The sequence below is a fragment of the Pantoea jilinensis genome (genome assembly GCF_019104105.1).
GTDB lineage: Bacteria > Pseudomonadota > Gammaproteobacteria > Enterobacterales > Enterobacteriaceae > Pantoea > Pantoea eucalypti.
Window position 1 is genome coordinate 1,049,426 of sequence record NZ_CP077746.1, and the last position, 18,274, is coordinate 1,067,699.

13 protein-coding genes are annotated in these 18,274 nt (G+C 57.4%); 12 read left to right on the forward strand and 1 reads right to left on the reverse strand.

Annotated features, from left to right (window positions below; translation table 11 throughout):
- Positions 1 to 39 precede the first annotated feature (39 nt).
- The 5 genes from trmJ (at position 40) to sseB (ending at position 4,942) form a co-directional block, all read left to right on the forward strand.
- Positions 40 to 792: a tRNA (cytosine(32)/uridine(32)-2'-O)-methyltransferase TrmJ gene (gene trmJ / locus KTJ90_RS04990; protein ID WP_003848663.1), complete on the forward strand. Its 753-nt coding sequence runs from the start codon at positions 40 to 42 to the stop codon at positions 790 to 792.
- Positions 793 to 922: 130 nt separating this feature from the next.
- Positions 923 to 1,420 (forward strand): Fe-S cluster assembly transcriptional regulator IscR, encoded by a 498-nt coding sequence (gene iscR / locus KTJ90_RS04995; protein WP_039659528.1) that lies wholly within the window; start codon positions 923 to 925, stop codon positions 1,418 to 1,420.
- Positions 1,421 to 1,508: 88 nt separating this feature from the next.
- Complete coding sequence (locus KTJ90_RS05000; RefSeq protein WP_105098910.1) at positions 1,509 to 2,669, forward strand: IscS subfamily cysteine desulfurase; 1,161 nt, start codon at positions 1,509 to 1,511, stop codon at positions 2,667 to 2,669.
- Between the two features lie 161 nt (positions 2,670 to 2,830).
- Positions 2,831 to 4,117, forward strand: a complete 1,287-nt coding sequence (gene pepB, locus KTJ90_RS05005) for an aminopeptidase PepB (RefSeq protein WP_003848667.1) — start codon at positions 2,831 to 2,833, stop codon at positions 4,115 to 4,117.
- A gap of 60 nt (positions 4,118 to 4,177) precedes the next feature.
- Entirely contained in the window at positions 4,178 to 4,942 is a 765-nt protein-coding gene (gene sseB, locus KTJ90_RS05010; protein WP_039659530.1) for an enhanced serine sensitivity protein SseB, read from the forward strand.
- A gap of 41 nt (positions 4,943 to 4,983) precedes the next feature.
- Here the strand turns inward: sseB and sseA are convergent, their stop codons facing one another.
- Positions 4,984 to 5,826, reverse strand: coding sequence for a 3-mercaptopyruvate sulfurtransferase (gene sseA / locus KTJ90_RS05015; RefSeq protein ID WP_003848671.1), 843 nt, complete (start codon positions 5,824 to 5,826; stop codon positions 4,984 to 4,986).
- A 146-nt stretch (positions 5,827 to 5,972) separates the two neighbouring features.
- On the opposite strand from sseA, the gene KTJ90_RS05020 reads away from it, so the two are divergent.
- From KTJ90_RS05020 to ispG, 7 genes are all read left to right on the forward strand, one after another.
- The gene (locus KTJ90_RS05020) at positions 5,973 to 10,904 is read left to right on the forward strand and encodes an alpha-2-macroglobulin family protein (RefSeq protein ID WP_499025980.1); all 4,932 of its coding nucleotides are present in this window, start codon (positions 5,973 to 5,975) and stop codon (positions 10,902 to 10,904) included.
- A gap of 3 nt (positions 10,905 to 10,907) precedes the next feature.
- A complete protein-coding gene (gene pbpC / locus KTJ90_RS05025) occupies positions 10,908 to 13,244 on the forward strand; it encodes a peptidoglycan glycosyltransferase PbpC (protein WP_192377779.1) in 2,337 nt (778 codons plus the stop codon).
- Between the two features lie 175 nt (positions 13,245 to 13,419).
- Positions 13,420 to 13,851 (forward strand): nucleoside-diphosphate kinase, encoded by a 432-nt coding sequence (gene ndk / locus KTJ90_RS05030; protein WP_003848684.1) that lies wholly within the window; start codon positions 13,420 to 13,422, stop codon positions 13,849 to 13,851.
- Between the two features lie 186 nt (positions 13,852 to 14,037).
- The gene (gene rlmN, locus KTJ90_RS05035) at positions 14,038 to 15,207 is read left to right on the forward strand and encodes a dual-specificity RNA methyltransferase RlmN (protein WP_078804666.1); all 1,170 of its coding nucleotides are present in this window, start codon (positions 14,038 to 14,040) and stop codon (positions 15,205 to 15,207) included.
- Positions 15,208 to 15,287: 80 nt separating this feature from the next.
- Positions 15,288 to 16,022: a type IV pilus biogenesis/stability protein PilW gene (pilW, locus tag KTJ90_RS05040; RefSeq protein ID WP_008926706.1), complete on the forward strand. Its 735-nt coding sequence runs from the start codon at positions 15,288 to 15,290 to the stop codon at positions 16,020 to 16,022.
- Positions 16,012 to 17,031, forward strand: coding sequence for a cytoskeleton protein RodZ (rodZ, locus tag KTJ90_RS05045; RefSeq protein WP_003848690.1), 1,020 nt, complete (start codon positions 16,012 to 16,014; stop codon positions 17,029 to 17,031). The genes pilW and rodZ overlap by 11 nt, the downstream gene beginning before the upstream one ends.
- Positions 17,032 to 17,068: 37 nt before the next feature.
- Complete coding sequence (ispG, locus tag KTJ90_RS05050) at positions 17,069 to 18,190, forward strand: flavodoxin-dependent (E)-4-hydroxy-3-methylbut-2-enyl-diphosphate synthase (protein WP_003848692.1); 1,122 nt, start codon at positions 17,069 to 17,071, stop codon at positions 18,188 to 18,190.
- Positions 18,191 to 18,274 lie beyond the last annotated feature (84 nt).

The following is an 18,274-nucleotide window of genomic DNA, read 5'->3' on the forward strand; positions in this document are numbered from 1 at the left end:
CTACTGATTTTACTGACCCGTTTCTGAGTATCCCTAATCATGTTGCAAAATATTCGTATCGTGCTGGTTGAGACGTCTCACACCGGTAACATGGGCTCCGTTGCGCGCGCCATGAAAACCATGGGCTTAACTAACCTCTATCTGGTTAATCCGCTGGTCAAACCTGATTCACAGGCTATCTCCCTGGCCGCCGGTGCCAGTGACGTTATCGGCGAAGCTAAAATTGTCGACTCGCTGGATGAGGCGATCGCCGGATGCAGTCTGGTTGTTGGGACCAGCGCCCGTTCCCGCTCGCTGCCCTGGCCGATGCTGGATGCACGTGAATGTGGCGTGAAAAGCGTGGAAGAGGGCCAGCAGGCACCTGTTGCGCTGGTGTTTGGTCGTGAACGTGTTGGCCTGACCAATGAAGAGTTGCAGAAGTGCCATTATCACGTCGCGATTCAGGCTAACCCGGAATACAGTTCGCTGAACCTGGCGATGGCGGTGCAGATTATTGCCTATGAAGTGCGCATGGCGTGGTTGCAGTCGCAGGAGCAGGCCAGCCCGGCACCGAAGTATGAAGAATCCCCTTATCCGCTGGTGGATGACCTTGAACGCTTCTATCAGCATATGGAGCAGATGATGCTGAACAGCGGTTTTATCCGTGAAGCTAATCCGGGTCAGGTGATGAGTAAACTGCGTCGTTTATACACCCGCGCACGCCCGGAACGTGATGAACTCAACATCCTGCGTGGCATGCTTTCATCGTTTGAAAAGCGTAAAAACGAGAAAAAAGAAGCAGATAATAGTTGAGTAAATTACCAGGTTAAATACCTGACTAATTTACCAGGTTAAATAGTTGACCAAATTACTCGGGAATGGCAGACTTCAGCGCATCTGTTGCTAATCCTCCGATAACCGGACGCTATTGAGGTCACACGCTATGAGACTGACATCCAAAGGACGTTATGCCGTTACTGCAATGCTGGACGTTGCCCTTCACTCCCATGAAGGTCCGGTCCCGCTGGCGGATATTTCCGAGCGTCAGGGCATCTCGCTCTCCTATCTGGAGCAGTTATTCTCCCGACTGCGTAAAAATGGTCTGGTCTCGAGCGTGCGTGGTCCGGGTGGCGGTTATCTGTTAGGTAAAGAATCCAGCACCATTTCTGTCGGTGAAGTGATTACCGCCGTGGATGAGTCTGTTGATGCGACCAAATGCCAGGGTAAAGAAGGTTGTCAGGGTGGCGAGCGCTGCCTGACTCACGTGCTGTGGCGCGATCTGAGCGTGCGCATCAGTGAATTCCTGAACAATATTACGCTGGCTGAGCTGGTGAATAATCAGGAGATTCTGGATGTGGCCGATCGTCAGAATGCAATTGATAATCGTCGCTTCCAGAGCCCGCGTTCTCAGGGAATTAACGTTAACCAACGCGCCTCCTGATCCCCGCTGTTGCGGCCCTAACTGCTAACGCGGTCAGGGCCGAATCTGCTATAAAGACGTATGATTTTTTATACGGAGCTGTAGCGCAATGAAATTACCGATTTACCTGGATTATGCCGCCACCACGCCGGCCGATCCGCGTGTAGCCAGCAAAATGATGCAGTTTCTGACGCTGGATGGCACGTTCGGTAATCCGGCCTCGCGATCGCACCGTTTTGGCTGGCAGTCTGAAGAAGCGGTTGATGTTGCCCGTAATCAGATCGCCGAACTGGTCAACGCCGATCCCCGCGAAATCGTCTTTACCTCTGGCGCCACCGAATCCGATAACCTCGCGATCAAAGGCGCTGCCCATGCCCACCAGGCACGCGGCAAACATATCATCACCAGCCAGACCGAACATAAAGCGGTGCTCGACAGCTGCCAGCAGCTGGAGCGTGAAGGCTTTGATGTCACGTATCTGACGCCAGCAACCAATGGCATTATCTCGCCTGACCAGTTACGTGCAGCGCTGCGCGACGACACGATTCTGGTCACTCTGATGCATGTAAACAATGAAACCGGGGTGATTCTGGATATTGCCGCCTTTGGTGAAATTTGCCGTGAGCGTGAGATTCTGTTCCATGTTGATGCCACCCAGAGCGTTGGCAAATTGCCCATCGATCTCAGCCTGTTACCGGTCGATTTGATGTCGTTTTCTGCCCACAAGCTTTATGGACCGAAAGGCATCGGCGCGCTCTATGTACGGCGTAAACCGCGCGTGCAGATCGTTGCGCAGATCCACGGCGGCGGACATGAACGCGGAATGCGCTCCGGGACCTTGCCGGTGCATCAGATTGTCGGCATGGGTGAAGCCTATCGTATTGCCGCCGAAGAGCGCGAAACTGAAATGGCGCGGATTCAGGCGCTACGCGATCGCCTGTGGCAGGGCATCAGCGCACTGCCGGACGTTACCCTTAATGGCGATCTGCAGCAGAGTGCACCGAATATTCTTAACCTCAGTTTCGCTGATGTTGAGGGTGAATCACTGATCATGGCGCTGAAAGACCTGGCGCTCTCTTCCGGTTCGGCCTGTACCTCCGCCAGCCTGGAGCCTTCCTATGTCCTGCGCGCGCTGGGCCTGAGTGAAGAACTGGCGCACAGTTCGCTTCGCTTCTCGCTGGGACGCTTCACGACCGAAGAAGAGATCGACTACGCCATTGCACTGGTGCAGAAGTCAGTGACCCGTCTGCGGGCCTTAATGAAATCCTGATACCCGGCGATAGTCCGGAAACTGCGCCAATATGGGCACTTCGCTGGCAACGCCCGGCGGAATCTGTTATCAGGTCTCTCTGTGAATTACATTTAACATCTTATTAAAGCCGTTATAACAATCAGGCTGGATGAAACAGATAACGATTACGGAGCTTTTCGATGACCACACAACCGATGAACATTACGCTTAGCAGCCAGCCCGCCGATGCGCGCTGGGGCGAAAAAGCGATTCTCAGCAGCAACGACAGCGGCATGACACTGCACCTGACCGGCGCAGATGCGCTGAATACCATTCAGCGTGCGGCCCATAAAATCGATGGCCAGGGCATCCGCCATGTGGCGCTGACCGGCGAAGGCTGGCACCTTGAGCAGTGCTGGGCATTCTGGCAGGGCTTCCGTGGCCCGAAAGGCCAGCGTCAGGTTGACTGGCCTGAACTGGGCGAACATGAGCAGGCGGAGTTTGATCGCCGTCTGAAAATCATCGACTGGGTGCGCAACGTCATTAACCTGCCCGCAGAAGATCTGGGGCCGGAGCAGCTGGCGCACAATGCCGTCGATCTGATCAGTGAAGTGGGCGGTGACGCCGTCAGCTATCGTATTACCAAAGGCGATGAACTGCGGGTGCAGGGTTATATGGGCCTGCATACTGTGGGACGCGGTTCAAATCGTCCGCCGGTCTATCTGGCGCTCGACTACAACCCGACCGGCGACGAGAATGCGCCGGTTTACGCCTGCCTGGTCGGTAAAGGCATTACCTTTGATACCGGCGGCTACAGCCTGAAGCAGAGCAGCTTTATGGACTCGATGAAGTCTGACATGGGCGGCGCGGCGACGGTGACTGGCGCGCTGGCGATGGCGATTTCTCGCGGTCTTAACAAGCGCGTCAAACTCTACCTCTGCTGCGCCGATAATATGGTCAGCAGCAACGCCTTCAAGCTGGGCGACATTATTCGCTATCGCAACGGCAAATCGGTGGAAGTGATGAACACCGACGCGGAAGGCCGCCTGGTGCTGGCCGACGGTTTGATCGACGCCAGCGAGCAGAACCCGACGATGATCATTGACGCCGCAACGCTGACCGGCGCGGCTAAAACGGCGCTGGGCAACGATTACCATGCGCTGTTCACCTTTGATGAGGTGATGGCGCAGTCGCTGATGGGCAGCGCAGTGAGTGAGAACGAACCTTTCTGGCGTCTGCCGCTGGCCGAATTCCATCGCAGCCATCTGCCGTCTAACTTTGCCGATCTTAATAACATCGCCAGTCCGTCTCATGCGGCCGGTGCCAGCAGCGCGGCAGCGTTCCTGTCACACTTCGTCAGCAACTATCAGCAGGGCTGGCTGCACATCGACTGCTCTGCGACCTATCGCAAAGGCGCCGTTGATCAGTGGGCGGCAGGTGCAACAGGTCTGGGCGTGCGTACCCTCGCCAATCTGTTACTGAAATAAGCCGATCTCAGCGGTGGCTGATGCTGCCGCTGTTCAGAGGGAAACGTTCAGAGGGAAACTATGAACCGTCTTGAAGAGGTGCTGAAGCTGGCGGCGACTGAGCCTGCCCATCGGCCCGAGTTTTTCCAGTTGCTGCTGGAATCTGACGTCTTTGTTCCGGGCGAAAGTACCACGCAACAGTTTGATGCCAGCACGCCCGTTGATCTCCAGCACTGGGAAAAAGAGGATGGCAGCAGCATTATTCCTTTTTTCACGTCAGAAGAGGCGATGAGTGAAGCAGTAAGCGGTGAGCAGTCCTGGTTGCGTCTGCCGGTACGGACGTTGTTTGAGATGACGCGTGGCGAGACGCTGTTTCTCAATCCTAAACTGCCTTCCGGTAAAGAGTTCACTGCAGCGGAGATCACGCATCTGCTGGCGGAAGAGGGCAGTGCGCTAAGTCAGCAGACTGTGCTGGAAGGCGGGCAGTCACTGCTGCTCTCTGAGGTGGCTGAACCGCCTGCACAGATGATCGACTCGCTGACTCAGCTCTTCACGAAGCATAAGCAGGTGCGTCGGGCATTTATTGCCAGCATTCGTGAACGGGCAGACGAAGCACCTAATTTACTGATTGGCATTGAAGCGGACAGCAACATTGAAGCGATCATCCAGGCGGCGGGCAGTGTGGCAACGGATACGCTGCCAGACGATGCGCCAGTGGATATCTGTGAAGTGATGCCGAACGATCGCGGCATCAGCCACTTCTTTACCGCGCACATCCCCCCCTTCTATGAACGTCGCTGGGGCAGTTTCCTGCGCGACTTCAAGGGCAGTGAGCGGATTATCTGACGCACTCAATACAAACAGGCGGCTCATGAGCCGCCTGTTTTTTATTTCGCAATAGGCAGGTCGTCCCGGCTGCCCCATTCGCCCCAGGATCCGTCATACAGCGTGGCATCCCGTGCGCCCAGCGCGGTCAGCGCCAGAATCAACACCACCGCCGTTACGCCTGAGCCACAGCTGGCGACCACTGGCTGGGAAATATCGACACCTGCGTCAGCAAAAATTCTGCGCAGTTCCGCTTCCGGCTTGAGTGTTCCCTGCTCAACCAGCATATTCCACGGCACGTTCAGGCTGTTGGGAATATGGCCGCGATGCAGGCCGGGACGCGGTTCGTCCACTTCAGCGTTAAAACGATTGGCAGCACGGGCATCAACAATCTGCGCGCCGCCTTCATGGCTGATCAGCAGCACATCCGTCAGGCGTTTCACCCGGCTTTCATCCGCGTGGGCTTCAAACTCACCTTCCGGCAGATTCACTTCGCCGCTTGCCAGCGCAAAACCGGCCGCTTTCCAGCCCTGCAATCCCCCGGCCAGAATCGACACCTGAGCCACACCAAAGGTCTTCAGCATCCACCAGGCGCGGGGTGCGGAAAAGAGATTGCCTTCGTCATAAACGACCAGATGTTTATCACTGCTGATGCCCAGCTCGCGCATCGCGACGGCAAAGGTCTCGGCACGCGGCAGCATATGTGGATAAGGGCTGGTGTGATCGGAAAGGGCTTCAATATCAAAGTAAGGGGCGTCAGGTAAATGACCCGCCAGATACTCAGCCTGGATATCGCGAACCGCTTCCATTCCGGGTGGCAACAAACGTGCATCCAGTACCTGAAGGCGTTCATCGTTGTAGTGCTCTTGTAACCAGTCGGCGGACACAAACAGTGGCGTCGTCATAACAACCTCATCTCAGCAATCTGTCATACCAGTGTCAGGGAATGTGCGCACCATCTCAAGAGAAGCGTTGATTAAATGCGAGCATTGATATGAAATTACGCGGCGTAATCAAACGACACTCCCTGCGTCCCGGTGAAGGAACTACCATGAAGAAACGCAACACCCGGCTGCTGCTCAGCATGCTGATCGGTGGCTCGCTGCTGTCAGCAACTCTATTACCTGTTTTGCCTCTTCAGGCGGCAGAGGCACCCTCAACGGCTCAGGTCAGCAAACCGCTGACCATTATCGATCTCTCAGAACTGCAGATCGACGGTGCCGCTGCGCTGGTCTTAACCTTCAGTCAGCCGCTGGATGATAAACAGGATATCGCGCAAAAAGTCAGGCTGACTGACGATAAACAGGGCCGGGTGGATGGCGGCTGGGAGCTTTCCGCTAACCGCAAAACGTTGCGCTTCCGTCATCCTGAACCCTCACGTCACTTCACCGTCACGGTGGATGCAGGATTGCGCGCGGCCAGCGGTGAAACGCTTGCCGCCGATTACAGCCAGAAAATCGCCACCAGTGATATCCAGCCGATGGTGGGGTTTGCCAGTCGCGGTTCACTGCTGCCGCTGCGTATCACGCAGGGACTGCCGGTGCTGGCGCTGAATGTGAACCAGGTCGATGTCGATTTCTTCCGCATTAAGAATGCCGGCCTGGCAGAGTTTCTCTCGCAGTGGAATTACGGCAATAACCTCTCCAGCTGGCAGTCACAGGATCTGTTGAAAAGCAGCCAGCTGGTCTACTCCGGTCGCTTCGAGCTTAATCCGGCGCGCAACACCCGTGAAAAATTGCAGTTGCCGATGAGTGACATTACCGCGCTTCAGCAGCCGGGCGTCTATCTGGCGGTGATGAAGCAGGCCGGAACGTATCGCTACAGCCAGCCCGCTACACTTTTCACCCTGAGCGACATTGGCCTCTCACTGCATCGCTTCCCGACTCAATTTGAACTGTTTGCCCAGAGCCTGGCAAACGGCCAGCCACTTTCCGGCGTCAGCGTCAGGTTGCTGGATGCCAAAGGGCAGGTGCTGCAAAGCGGCACCAGTGACAACACCGGCCATCTGCGCCTCAGGGCGGATGAAAAAGGCAGGATCCTGCTGGCCGTGCAGGGTGAACAGACCTCAATGATTGACCTGTCGCGTCCGGCGCTGGATCTCGCGGAGTTTCCGGTTGCCGGACCGCAGGGTTATGACAAACAGCTGTTTGTCTTTGGGCCGCGCGATATCTATCGCCCAGGCGAAATCGTCATCGTCAATGCGCTGCTGCGTGATGCCGACGGACATCCGTTGCCCGTTCAGCCGATAAAAGCAGAACTGGTGCAGCCCGATGGCCAGGTGATGCGAACCTTTGTCTGGCAGCCTGAGGCGGGCCTCTACCAGCAGCGCCTGACACTGCCCGAATCTGCCATGACCGGCAACTGGATACTGCGACTCAATACCGGCGATAACCTCAAGCGTGAATGGACGTTCCACGTCGAGGATTTTCTGCCGGAGCGTATGGCGTTAACCCTGAAAAATGACCCTCAGCCGCAGCCTGCTGATTCCCCCGTTGAGTTTGGTATTGAGGGGCGTTATCTCTTTGGCGCACCGGCGGCGGGTAACACGTTACAGGGACAACTCTATCTGCGACCGGCACGCGAAGCGGTGGCTGCACTGCCGGGCTACCAGTTTGGTGACATTACCGAAGAGGGGCTAAAGCGCACGCTGGATGAGGTCGATCTCAAACTCGACGCCAGCGGTAAAGCGCAGCTTTCGGTAGAGAGTCAGTGGGATCAGCTGCACTCTCCGCTCAACCTGATCCTGCAGGCCAGCCTGCTGGAGACCGGTGGACGTCCGGTCACCCGACGCGCTACCCAGGCCATCTGGCCTGCAGAAGCTCTGCCGGGTATCCGGCCGCTGTTCGGTAACAAGGCCGTTTATGACTACCGCAGTGACAGCTATCACGATGAGCCTACCGTGCCGGAAGAGAGCCTGGCCGAATTCGATATTGTCTATGCCAACAGTCAGGGCAAGAAACTGGCGGCAGACAAGCTGGATGTGCGCCTGATTCGTGAGCGCCGTGACTACTACTGGAGCTTCTCGGACAGCGAAGGCTGGCAGTCGCAGTATGGCGACAAAGACCTGCAGGAAGATGAACGCGCTATCTCTGTTCCGGCTGACGGCAGCACCAAAGTCAGCTTCCCGGTTGAGTGGGGCCACTACCGGCTGGAAGTGCAGGCGGGCGAGAAGATCGTCAGCAGCGTGCGGTTCCAGGCCGGTTATGACTGGCAGGACAACACCAACGGCACGGGTGCACTGCGTCCGGATCAGGTCAGACTGAAGCTGGACAAAGCGGCTTACCAGCCGGGCGACACCGTGCATCTGCAGGTTGACTCCCCGGCAGCCGGTAAAGGTTACCTGATGGTGGAGTCGAGCAGCGGCACGCTCTGGTGGCAACCGCTGACTGTACCTGAGGGCGGCACAACAGTGGATGTCCCTGTTGCTGAGAGCTGGCGGCGTCACGATCTCTACTTCAGCGCTATCGTGGTGCGTGACGGTGATAAGGTCAGTGGCGCAACACCAAAACGCGCGGTGGGGCTATTACACCTGCCGATGGCGACAGAGGCGCGCCGCTTAAACCTGACGCTGGATGCGCCCGATAAAATTCGTCCTGAACAGCTCCTGACGGTCAGGGTTCACGCCAGTCGTGACGGTGGTCCGCTGCCTGAAAAAGTGAATGTGCTGTTGTCAGCCGTGGACAGTGGCGTGCTGAGCGTCACAGATTTTAAAACGCCCGATCCGTGGCAGGCTTTCTTTGGCCGTAAACGCTACAACGTCGATCAGTACGATGTCTTTGGTCAGCTGATCGAAGGCGGTGGCCGACTGGCGGCGCTGCGTTTTGGTGGTGATGGTGAAGATGAATCGATGACGCGCGGCGGTAAAAAGCCGGTAACGCATGTGAATATCGTGGCGCAACAGTTGCAGGCGGTAACGCTGGATAAAGAGGGCAACGGGACGATTACGCTACCGATCCCGGCGTTTAACGGCGAACTGCGGCTGATGACCCAGGCCTGGAGCGACGATAGCTTCGGCGCGGCAGAGCGCAAACTGGTGGTTGCGGCGCCGCTGATCAGCGAACTGGCCACGCCGCGCTTCCTTGCCAGCGGCGACTCGGCATCACTGGCGCTCGATCTCACGAACCTGACCGATCTGCCGCAAACTCTGAAAGTGGATGTGGCCAGCAGTGGCTTAGTCGATCTGGCCGGTGCGGCCAGCCAGAGCGTGACGCTGGCCAAAGGCGCTCGTACCACACTGCAGATTCCGGTCACGGCGAAAACCGGCTTTGGTGATGGCGAGATTGCCGTACAGATTTCCGGTCTGAACCTGCCGGGTGAACAGGTTAAGGCCAGCAAACAGCAGTGGAAAATCGGCGTCCGGCCGCCTTATCCTGCCCTGACGCTGAACTTTGATGCCGTTATCAATCCCGATCAGCCCTGGCAGATCGCGGCAGCGGCGCTGACCGGCCTGGATGCACAGACCCTGAGTGGACAACTCACGCTGAGCAATCGTCCGCCGCTGAATATCGCCAGCTATATCAGTGCGCTCTATGCCTATCCCTACGGCTGTCTGGAACAGACTACCAGCGGGCTCTGGCCTTCGCTTTACACCAGCCATGCTGAGCTAACTGCTATGGGCATTAAAACCAGCCATGCTGAGCTAACTGCTATGGGCATTAAAACCAGCAGCGATGAAGCGCGACGGGCCGCCGTCGACACCGGCATTGCTCGTCTGGCGGGCATGCAGCGGGCTAACGGCAGTTTCGGGCTGTGGGATAAACAGAGTGAAGAGGAGTTCTGGCTGACGCCTTATGTAACGGACTTCCTGCTGCGCGCCAGTGAGGCGGGCTATGCGCTGCCAGATAATGTGGTTGATCGCGCTAACGCACGGCTGCTGCGCTACTTGCAGGATCCCGCGCAGATCAGCGGCGGCAGCAGTGACGACAACGCCGCGCTGCAGTTCAGCGTGCAGGCTTACGCCGGATTGGTGCTGGCGCGTCAGCAGCGCGCGCCACTGGGTGCGCTGCGTGCATTGTATGAAAAGCGTGAGAAAGCCCGCTCCGGCCTGGCGCTGATGCAGCTGGGTGTCGCGCTGAAGCTGATGGGTGACGGGCAGCGCGCATCGCTTGCGATCATGCAGGGTGCCACGCTGACCCGCTCGGACAAAGCGTGGTACGGCGACTATGGCAGCACGGTGCGCGATGAGGGGATGATGATTGCCCTGTTAGCAGAGAATAAGCTGCAGCCTGATTTGCAGAATAGTCTGCTGCTGTCGCTCTCCAAAGAGGTCAGGGGAAAACGCTGGTTCTCGACCCAGGAAAATAACGCGCTTTATCTGGCTGCGCATACCTTACAGCAGGCGCAGGGCGGGAGCTGGCAGGCGCAGCTGTCCGGTAACCCAGCTCCGTTACAGGGCGATGCACCGCTGAATAAAGGGCTGGGCGCGGAGCAACTGCTGCAGGGGCTAACCATCAGTAATCCGGGCAGTGCGCCGCTGTATGGTCGTCTGGACGTCACCGGTTATCCGCTGGCTGCGCCTCAGCCGGAGAGTAATGTGCTCGGGATAAAACGTGAATATTTCACCCTGGATGGCAAAGCTGCCGATCTCAGTAATCTGCGCAGCGGTGAATTGCTGGTGGTTCGTCTGACGGTCTCCTCGAAACGCAGCATCAGCGATGCGCTGGTGGTGGATCTGCTGCCTGCTGGTCTGGAGCTGGAAAACCAGAATCTGGCGGATAGCAGCGCCAGCCTCGGTGACAGTGCGGATGCGCTGAAGGAGAGCATGGGTGACATGCAGCAGGCTGATATCAAACACATCGAGTTCCGAGACGATCGATTCGTCGCGGCCCTGGCGGTGGATACCTATCGTCCCGCCACGCTGGTCTATCTGGCCCGGGCGGTCACGCCGGGTCGCTATCTGATGCCACCGCCGCAGGTGGAGTCGATGTATGTGCCGGAGTGGCGCGCCACCGGCAGTACACCGCCGCAGCTGCATATCCAGTAAGTGATGCAGGGCGTGATTAACATCAGCGCCATTAAAAAGCGGTGGCTCGCGCTGCCGTTTTTTTTTCTGGCGTTATGGCTGGCGACATGGGGACTGGATCGGCTGTTCCCGCTGCCGCTTAAAGAGGTGCAGCCTGCGCGGGTGATTGTGGCCAGCGACGGCACGCCGCTGTGGCGCTTTGCGGACAGCAAGGGCATCTGGCGCTATCCCGTCACACCAGAAGAGGTCGCTCCGGCTTATCTGCAGGCGCTGCTCACCTACGAAGATCGCTGGTTCTGGTATCACCCCGGCATCAATCCGCTGGCGCTGGTGCGTGCGGCCTGGCAGGATTTGCGCCATCAAAGCGTTATTTCCGGTGGCAGCACGCTGACCATGCAGGTAGCACGCCTTATCGACCCGCAACCCCGTACGCTGCGGGGCAAGCTAATCCAGGCGTGGCGGGCGCTGCAGCTTGAATGGCACCTTTCCAAACGTGACATCCTGACGCTCTACCTTAACCGTGCGCCTTTTGGCGGCACGCTGGAAGGGGTGGGCGCGGCAAGCTGGAGCTGGCTGGGGAAATCCCCGTCACAGCTGACACCGGGCGAGGCAGCGCTGCTGGCGGTTTTGCCGCAGGCACCCAGCCGACTTCGCCCCGATCGCTGGCCAGAGCGGGCAGAAGCGGCACGCAATAAAGTGCTGGATCGGCTGGCGGAATACCGCATCTGGTCCGCTGAGCAGGTGGCGGAAATCCGTCAGGAGCCGGTCTGGCTGCCGCCACGGCAGATGCCGCAGATGGCGCCGCTGCTGGCCCGGCGATTACTGTCGATCAGTTCCAGCGACAAGATTGTCTCCACGCTCGATCCTTCACTGCAGCGCGAACTGGAAAGCCTGGCGCTGAACGTTAAAAACCAGCTTCCGCCGCGTACCTCACTGGCGATGCTGGTGGTCGATCACACCACCATGGCGGTTCGGGGCTATGTCGGTTCGGCTGACTTTACCGATGACAGTCGGTTCGGGCATGTGGACATGATCGCCAGCGTGCGTTCGCCTGGCTCGGTGTTAAAACCCTTTGTTTACGGCATGGCGCTGGATGAGGGGCTGATTCATGCCGAATCGCTGCTGCAGGATGTGCCGCGTCGCTTTGGTGATTACCGGCCAGGCAATTTCGACACCGGTTTTCACGGGCCGGTCAGCGCCAGCGATGCGCTGGTACGCTCCCTGAATCTGCCGGCTGTACAGGTGCTGGAGGCGCTGGGACCGAAAAACGTTGCGGCGCGTCTGCGCAATGTGGGTCTGAATTTACGTTTCCCGCCAGGCGCGGAACCCAATCTTTCGTTGATTCTTGGCGGCACCGGCGCCCGTATGGATGAAATTGTGGCGGCTTATAGCGCCTTTGCCCGTCACGGCAATGCCGCTGCACTGCGCTGGACGCCCGATCAACCCTTGCAGCAGCGACCGCTGCTTTCACCCGCATCGGCGTGGATCATCCGGCGCATCCTGGCGGGTGAAGCGCAACCGGCCGGTAATGGCAGCGTACCTGATGTGGTGCCGCTGGCCTGGAAAACCGGCACCAGTTACGGCTATCGCGACGCCTGGTCGGTGGGCATCAATCCCCGTTATCTGATTGGCGTCTGGGTGGGGCGGCCGGATGCGACCCCGGTTGCCGGGCAGTTTGGTTTCGCCTCTGCCGTGCCAGTCATGAATCAGATTAACAGCGTGCTGATGAGCCGTCTCGGCAGGCGTGACGTGCCGGTCGACCCACGTCCGGCCTCGGTAACGGTCGCGACCATATGCTGGCCTGGTGGTCAGCCGTTGCCTGCCGGAGATGAAAACTGCCGCCAGCGTCGGCAAAGCTGGGTCGCTTCTGATACGTTGCCGCCAACACTGCTGGCGCCCGGTCAGGAGAGCCTCAGCGGATTACGCGCCGGCTACTGGCAAAATGTGCAGGGACTGCGCGTCGCAGCAGATTGCCCCGGCGCTACCCGCCACGAACGGCTGGTCTGGCCGCTGCCGCTGGAGGCCTGGCTGCCGCCTCAGGAGCGGCGGGCGCAGCGCTTACCGCCTGTCGATACCCATTGTCCGCCATTACAACAGGGCAGTAGCGCACCACTGATTGTCACCGGCGTTGTTGAGCGGCAAATCGTTAAACCGCTGCCGGGTAATAGCACGCTGACGATCCCGGTCGCGGTGCAGGGAGGGCAGGGCACGCAACGCTGGTGGTTCCTGAATGGTGAGCCATTGATGACGCAAAACGCGGCGAACAGCCTGTCGCTGCATCTTGATCATCCCGGCGAGTATCAGCTGGTGGTAATGGATGAAGAGGGACAACTTGTCTCGGTCACCTTCACTCGGGGCTGACGATTTTTTGCGCTAAATCATAACTATGGCGCGCCTGCCTCGACTCAGATCAAGAATTTTCAACAAATTGGGGATCTCTGATAGGCAATGCCGCACTCAGCCCCTATAATCGGCGCCGTTTCTTAACCGGGGCGGACGCCACCGGTTTCTTCAGAACGTCAAGACAGAGGTCATCATGGCAATCGAACGTACTTTTTCTATCATCAAGCCAAACGCCGTCGCTAAAAATGTGATTGGTGCTATCTATAACCGTTTTGAAAGCGCTGGCTTCAAAATCGTTGGCGCAAAAATGCTGCAGCTGAGCAAAGAGCAGGCTGAAGGCTTTTACGCTGAGCACCAGGGCAAGCCATTCTTCGATGGTCTGGTTGAATTCATGACCTCTGGCCCGGTTGTTGTATCCGTGCTGGAAGGTGAAAATGCGGTTCAGCGTCACCGTGACCTGATGGGTGCAACTAACCCGGCAAACGCACTGGCTGGCACACTGCGTGCTGACTACGCTGACAGCTTCACCGAAAACGCGACCCACGGTTCAGATTCTGCTGAATCCGCTGCCCGCGAAATCGCTTATTTCTTCGGCGAAAACGAAATCTGCCCACGTACCCGTTAATCGCCCGGCGATAAACGTTACAGCGGCTTTACAAAAATCTGCGTAGGGGAGGTCACTCCCGCCTGTTATCAGGCCGCAGATGTTGTACAATATTGCGCCTTCATTGACATCGCTTAATGAAGGCGCAATTTTTTCACCTATCCCTGAACAGCGCCATAACGTGTAACAACGAGGCCAGAGAATATTATGTCCGAACAGATTGAGACGTCCGCGTCCGCTTCCCCCATTGTCGTTTCTCCCAAAAGCCAGAAAATAAACCTGCTGGATCTCAACCGTCAGCAGATGCGGGAATTTTTCCTGTCGCTGGGCGAGAAGCCTTTCCGCGCCGATCAGGTCATGAAGTGGATTTATCACTACTGCTGCGATGACTTCGAGCAGATGACCGACATCAACAAAAAGCTGCGTAACCGGCTGATGGAGCTGACGGAAATCCGCGCGCCAGAAGTGGCGGAAGAGATGCGCTCCACCGACGGCACCATTAAATGGGCCATTCGCGTGGGCGACCAGCTGGTGGAAACGGTCTACATCCCGGAAGGCGATCGCGCCACGCTGTGTGTCTCTTCACAGGTGGGGTGTGCGCTGGAGTGTAAATTCTGTTCGACCGCACAGCAGGGCTTTAACCGTAACCTGCGGGTGTCAGAAATTATTGGTCAGGTGTGGCGTGCGGCGAAAATTGTTGGCGCAGCCAAAATCACCGGCCAGCGTCCTATCACCAACGTGGTGATGATGGGCATGGGCGAGCCACTGCTCAACCTCAATAACGTGGTTCCGGCGATGGAGATCATGCTGGATGACTTCGGTTTTGGTCTGTCGAAGCGTCGCGTAACCCTCTCAACGTCAGGCGTCGTGCCTGCGCTGGATAAACTGGGTGATATGATCGACGTGGCGCTGGCGATCTCGCTGCATGCACCAAACGACAAGCTGCGTGATGACATCGTGCCGATCAACAAAAAGTACAATATCGAAACCTTCCTGGCCGCGGTGAAGCGTTACATCGCGAAATCCAACGCCAACCAGGGACGCGTGACCATTGAGTACGTCCTGCTGGATCACGTCAATGACAGCACTGATGATGCGCATGAACTTGCCGCATTACTGAAAGAAACACCGTGTAAAATCAACCTGATTCCGTGGAACCCCTTCCCGGGCGCGCCGTATGGCCGTAGCTCTAACAGCCGTATCGATCGCTTCTCCAAAGTTTTAATGGACTATGGTTTTACCACCATCGTGCGTAAAACCCGTGGCGACGACATTGATGCCGCCTGCGGTCAGTTAGCCGGCGAAGTCATTGACCGTACCAAGCGGACGATGCGCATCAAAATGGCGGGTGAAGCCATATCTGTGAAGCCGCTCTAGAAGGTTGAAATCGCGCGTTTCCTGACGTGATGACCCGTGGCAGGCTGCAGCCTGTCAACGTCAAACGGAGGGAAACGATTATGCGTAATGGATTACCTGCAGTGTTGCTGGCGCTGTTTGTTGTAAGCGGGTGTGTCAGTCAGCCGCGTGAACCTGGCGCAGAAGAGGTGCGTCTGCAGTTAGGGATGCACTATCTGGCCAGTGGCGACGCTGCTGCGGCTGAGCGAAACTTTCTACGGGCACAGGCCGCTGCGCCACATGATTACCGGGTCTCGCTTGCGCTGGCACGGCTGGCACTGAAGCAGGGTAATCAGACAGCGGCGCAGGCACGGTTTATACTGGCACAGCAGCAGGCGCCGGAGAATGGTTTTGTTGCTAACAATTACGGTGCGTTTCTCTGCGCTTTAAGGCAGTATGACGAAGCGCATCAACAGTTTAGTCGGGCAAGCGCAGCACAGCAGTTTGATGCTCGCAATGACGCGCTTGAACTGGCAGGCTTTTGTTATCTGCAGGCTGGCGATGTTGCTGCTGCCCGAAGGGCGTTACGTCAGGCCATTGATGCTGACAGGCGTAAAGCTGACTCGCTGCTGTCGGAAGCTGAAAAGCAGCTGGCAGATAACCATCTGTCGAAGGCCCAGGTTTTGCTTGGTGTTTACCAGCAACAGCTGCCTGAAACAGCACGAAGTCTGGCGTTACACTTACGTTTCGCCGCGCTACAGGGAAATGCCGCTGACGTTTCACGTTATGGCGACCGGTTAGCGCGACGTTTTCCGCAATCGATACAGTACCAGCGTTATTTAGCTAATGAATACTGAAGCCACTCAAGAAAACTCTGCATTACAATCAACAGGTGAACGCCTGCGTCTGGCCCGTGAGCAGATGGGGCTGACGCAGCAGAACGTCGCTGAACGCCTGTGCCTGAAACTTTCTACCGTGCGTGACATCGAGGAGGACAAATCACCTGCTGATTTAGCTTCCACGTTCCTGCGCGGCTACATTCGCTCTTACGCGCGTCTGGTGCATATTCCTGAAGAGGAACTGCTGCCGATGATGGCGAAGCAGACACCGATTCGGTCTTCAAAGATTGAGCCGATGCAAAGTTTTTCACTGGGCAAACGCCGCAAGAAACGCGACGGCTGGTTAATGATTTTTACCTGGCTGGTGGTGTTTGTGGTCGTGGGGCTGACGGGCGCCTGGTGGTGGCAGAACCATAAAGCGTCCCAGGACGATCTGGTGCCGATGACCGACCAGAGCAGTAGCAGCGGTGATAATGGTCAGTCGATTCCGCTGGGTGAAAGCAGTGGTGATAGCGCGGCACCTGCCGCAACTGACGAGAGCAACACCACCACTACCAGTAACAGCGGCGCAGCCAGTGCGCCGGCGAGTGCGGCTCCGGCCGCCACCGCCAGCAATAGCGCGACCACCACTCAGCCGGATAACACCAGCAATGCTGTGGTGTCGCCGAGCCAGGCGCCAGTGGACAACTCAGCGGCTGCACCAGCAGCCACGACGCCGACAACCAGCGCGGCACCTCCGATGCCCGTCGGTGCAGCTGCGGTCAATGAGCCGGCAGCTGACCCTAATGCGGTGGTCATGAACTTCAACGCCGACTGCTGGCTGGAAGTCAGTGACGCGACCGGCAAAAAACTGTTCAGCGGCATTCAGCGTAGTGGTGGTAAACTCAGCCTCGCAGGAACGCCTCCGTATCGTCTGAAAATTGGCGCGCCTCGTGCAGTTCAGGTGCAATATCAGAATCAGCCCGTTGATTTAAGTCGTTTTATCCGTAATAACCAGGTTGCTCGCCTGACGTTGGGTGCGCAATAACAGCGTACCGCGTACCGGGCAATTGTGGAGAAGAAATATGCATAACGAAGCACCCATTATCCGCCGTAAATCCAAACGCATTTACGTCGGCAAGGTGCCGGTCGGTGACGGCGCGCCAATCGCTGTTCAGTCGATGACCAACACCCGCACCACTGACGTGGAAGCGACGGTAAATCAGATCAAAGCCCTTGAGCGAGTCGGTGTCGACATCGTTCGTATCTCGGTGCCTACCATGGATGCCGCAGAAGCATTCAGACTGATCAAACAGCAGGTGAATGTACCGCTGGTTGCAGATATTCATTTTGACTACCGCATCGCCCTGAAAGTCGCCGAGTATGGCGTCGACTGCCTGCGCATCAATCCCGGTAATATCGGGAACAACGAGCGCATCCGTATGGTGGTTGACTGCGCACGCGACAACAATATTCCGATTCGAATTGGCGTGAACGCCGGTTCACTGGAAAAAGATCTGCAGGAAAAGTATGGCGAGCCGACGCCGCAGGCGTTGCTGGAATCAGCCATGCGTCATGTCGATCATCTTGACCGTCTTAACTTCGATCAATTCAAAGTCAGCGTAAAAGCCTCTGACGTCTTCCTTGCCGTTGAATCTTATCGCCTGCTGGCGAAACAGATCGAACAGCCTCTGCATCTCGGCATCACCGAAGCGGGTGGCGCACGCGCAGGCGCAGTAAAATCTGCGATTGGACTTGGCCTGTTACTGTCAGAAGGGATCGGCGATACGCTGCGTATCTCGCTGGCGGCCGACCCGGTTGAAGAAGTCAAAGTCGGTTTCGATATCCTGAAGTCACTGCGCATTCGCTCTCGCGGGATCAACTTCATCGCCTGTCCAACCTGTTCACGTCAGGAGTTTGACGTTATCGGCACGGTCAACGCGCTGGAGCAGCGTCTGGAAGATCTGATCACCCCGATGGATGTCTCCATTATCGGCTGTGTCGTCAACGGACCGGGTGAAGCGACCCTCTCTACGCTGGGCGTGACCGGCGGCAGCAAGAAGAGTGGTTTCTACGAAGATGGCGTGCGTCAGCGCGATCGTCTCGACAACAATGACATGATCGATCAGCTGGAAGCGCGCATTCGCGCCAAAGCGTCGATGCTGGATGCCAGCCGCCGTATTGATGTGCAGCATCTGGAAAAATAATGGCGCGCGCGGTCTGCGTGCGTGACTTTTTTGACTGAACCTGTGCGGTTTCATCCTCATAAGGTATGATGCCGGACAGGTTTT

Bases quoted from the DNA above. Each gene is read 5' to 3' on its own strand.
- rodZ (WP_003848690.1), top strand. From the start codon at position 16,012: ATGAATACTGAAGCCACTCAAGAAAACTCTGCATTACAATCAACAGGT.
- sseA (WP_003848671.1), bottom strand. From the start codon at position 5,826: ATGACGACGCCACTGTTTGTGTCCGCCGACTGGTTACAAGAGCACTAC.
- pepB (WP_003848667.1), top strand. From the start codon at position 2,831: ATGACCACACAACCGATGAACATTACGCTTAGCAGCCAGCCCGCCGAT.
- trmJ (WP_003848663.1), top strand. From the start codon at position 40: ATGTTGCAAAATATTCGTATCGTGCTGGTTGAGACGTCTCACACCGGT.
- ispG (WP_003848692.1), top strand. From the start codon at position 17,069: ATGCATAACGAAGCACCCATTATCCGCCGTAAATCCAAACGCATTTAC.
- KTJ90_RS05000 (WP_105098910.1), top strand. From the start codon at position 1,509: ATGAAATTACCGATTTACCTGGATTATGCCGCCACCACGCCGGCCGAT.
- ndk (WP_003848684.1), top strand. From the start codon at position 13,420: ATGGCAATCGAACGTACTTTTTCTATCATCAAGCCAAACGCCGTCGCT.
- iscR (WP_039659528.1), top strand. From the start codon at position 923: ATGAGACTGACATCCAAAGGACGTTATGCCGTTACTGCAATGCTGGAC.
- KTJ90_RS05020 (WP_499025980.1), top strand. From the start codon at position 5,973: ATGAAGAAACGCAACACCCGGCTGCTGCTCAGCATGCTGATCGGTGGC.
- pbpC (WP_192377779.1), top strand. From the start codon at position 10,908: ATGCAGGGCGTGATTAACATCAGCGCCATTAAAAAGCGGTGGCTCGCG.
- pilW (WP_008926706.1), top strand. From the start codon at position 15,288: ATGCGTAATGGATTACCTGCAGTGTTGCTGGCGCTGTTTGTTGTAAGC.
- rlmN (WP_078804666.1), top strand. From the start codon at position 14,038: ATGTCCGAACAGATTGAGACGTCCGCGTCCGCTTCCCCCATTGTCGTT.
- sseB (WP_039659530.1), top strand. From the start codon at position 4,178: ATGAACCGTCTTGAAGAGGTGCTGAAGCTGGCGGCGACTGAGCCTGCC.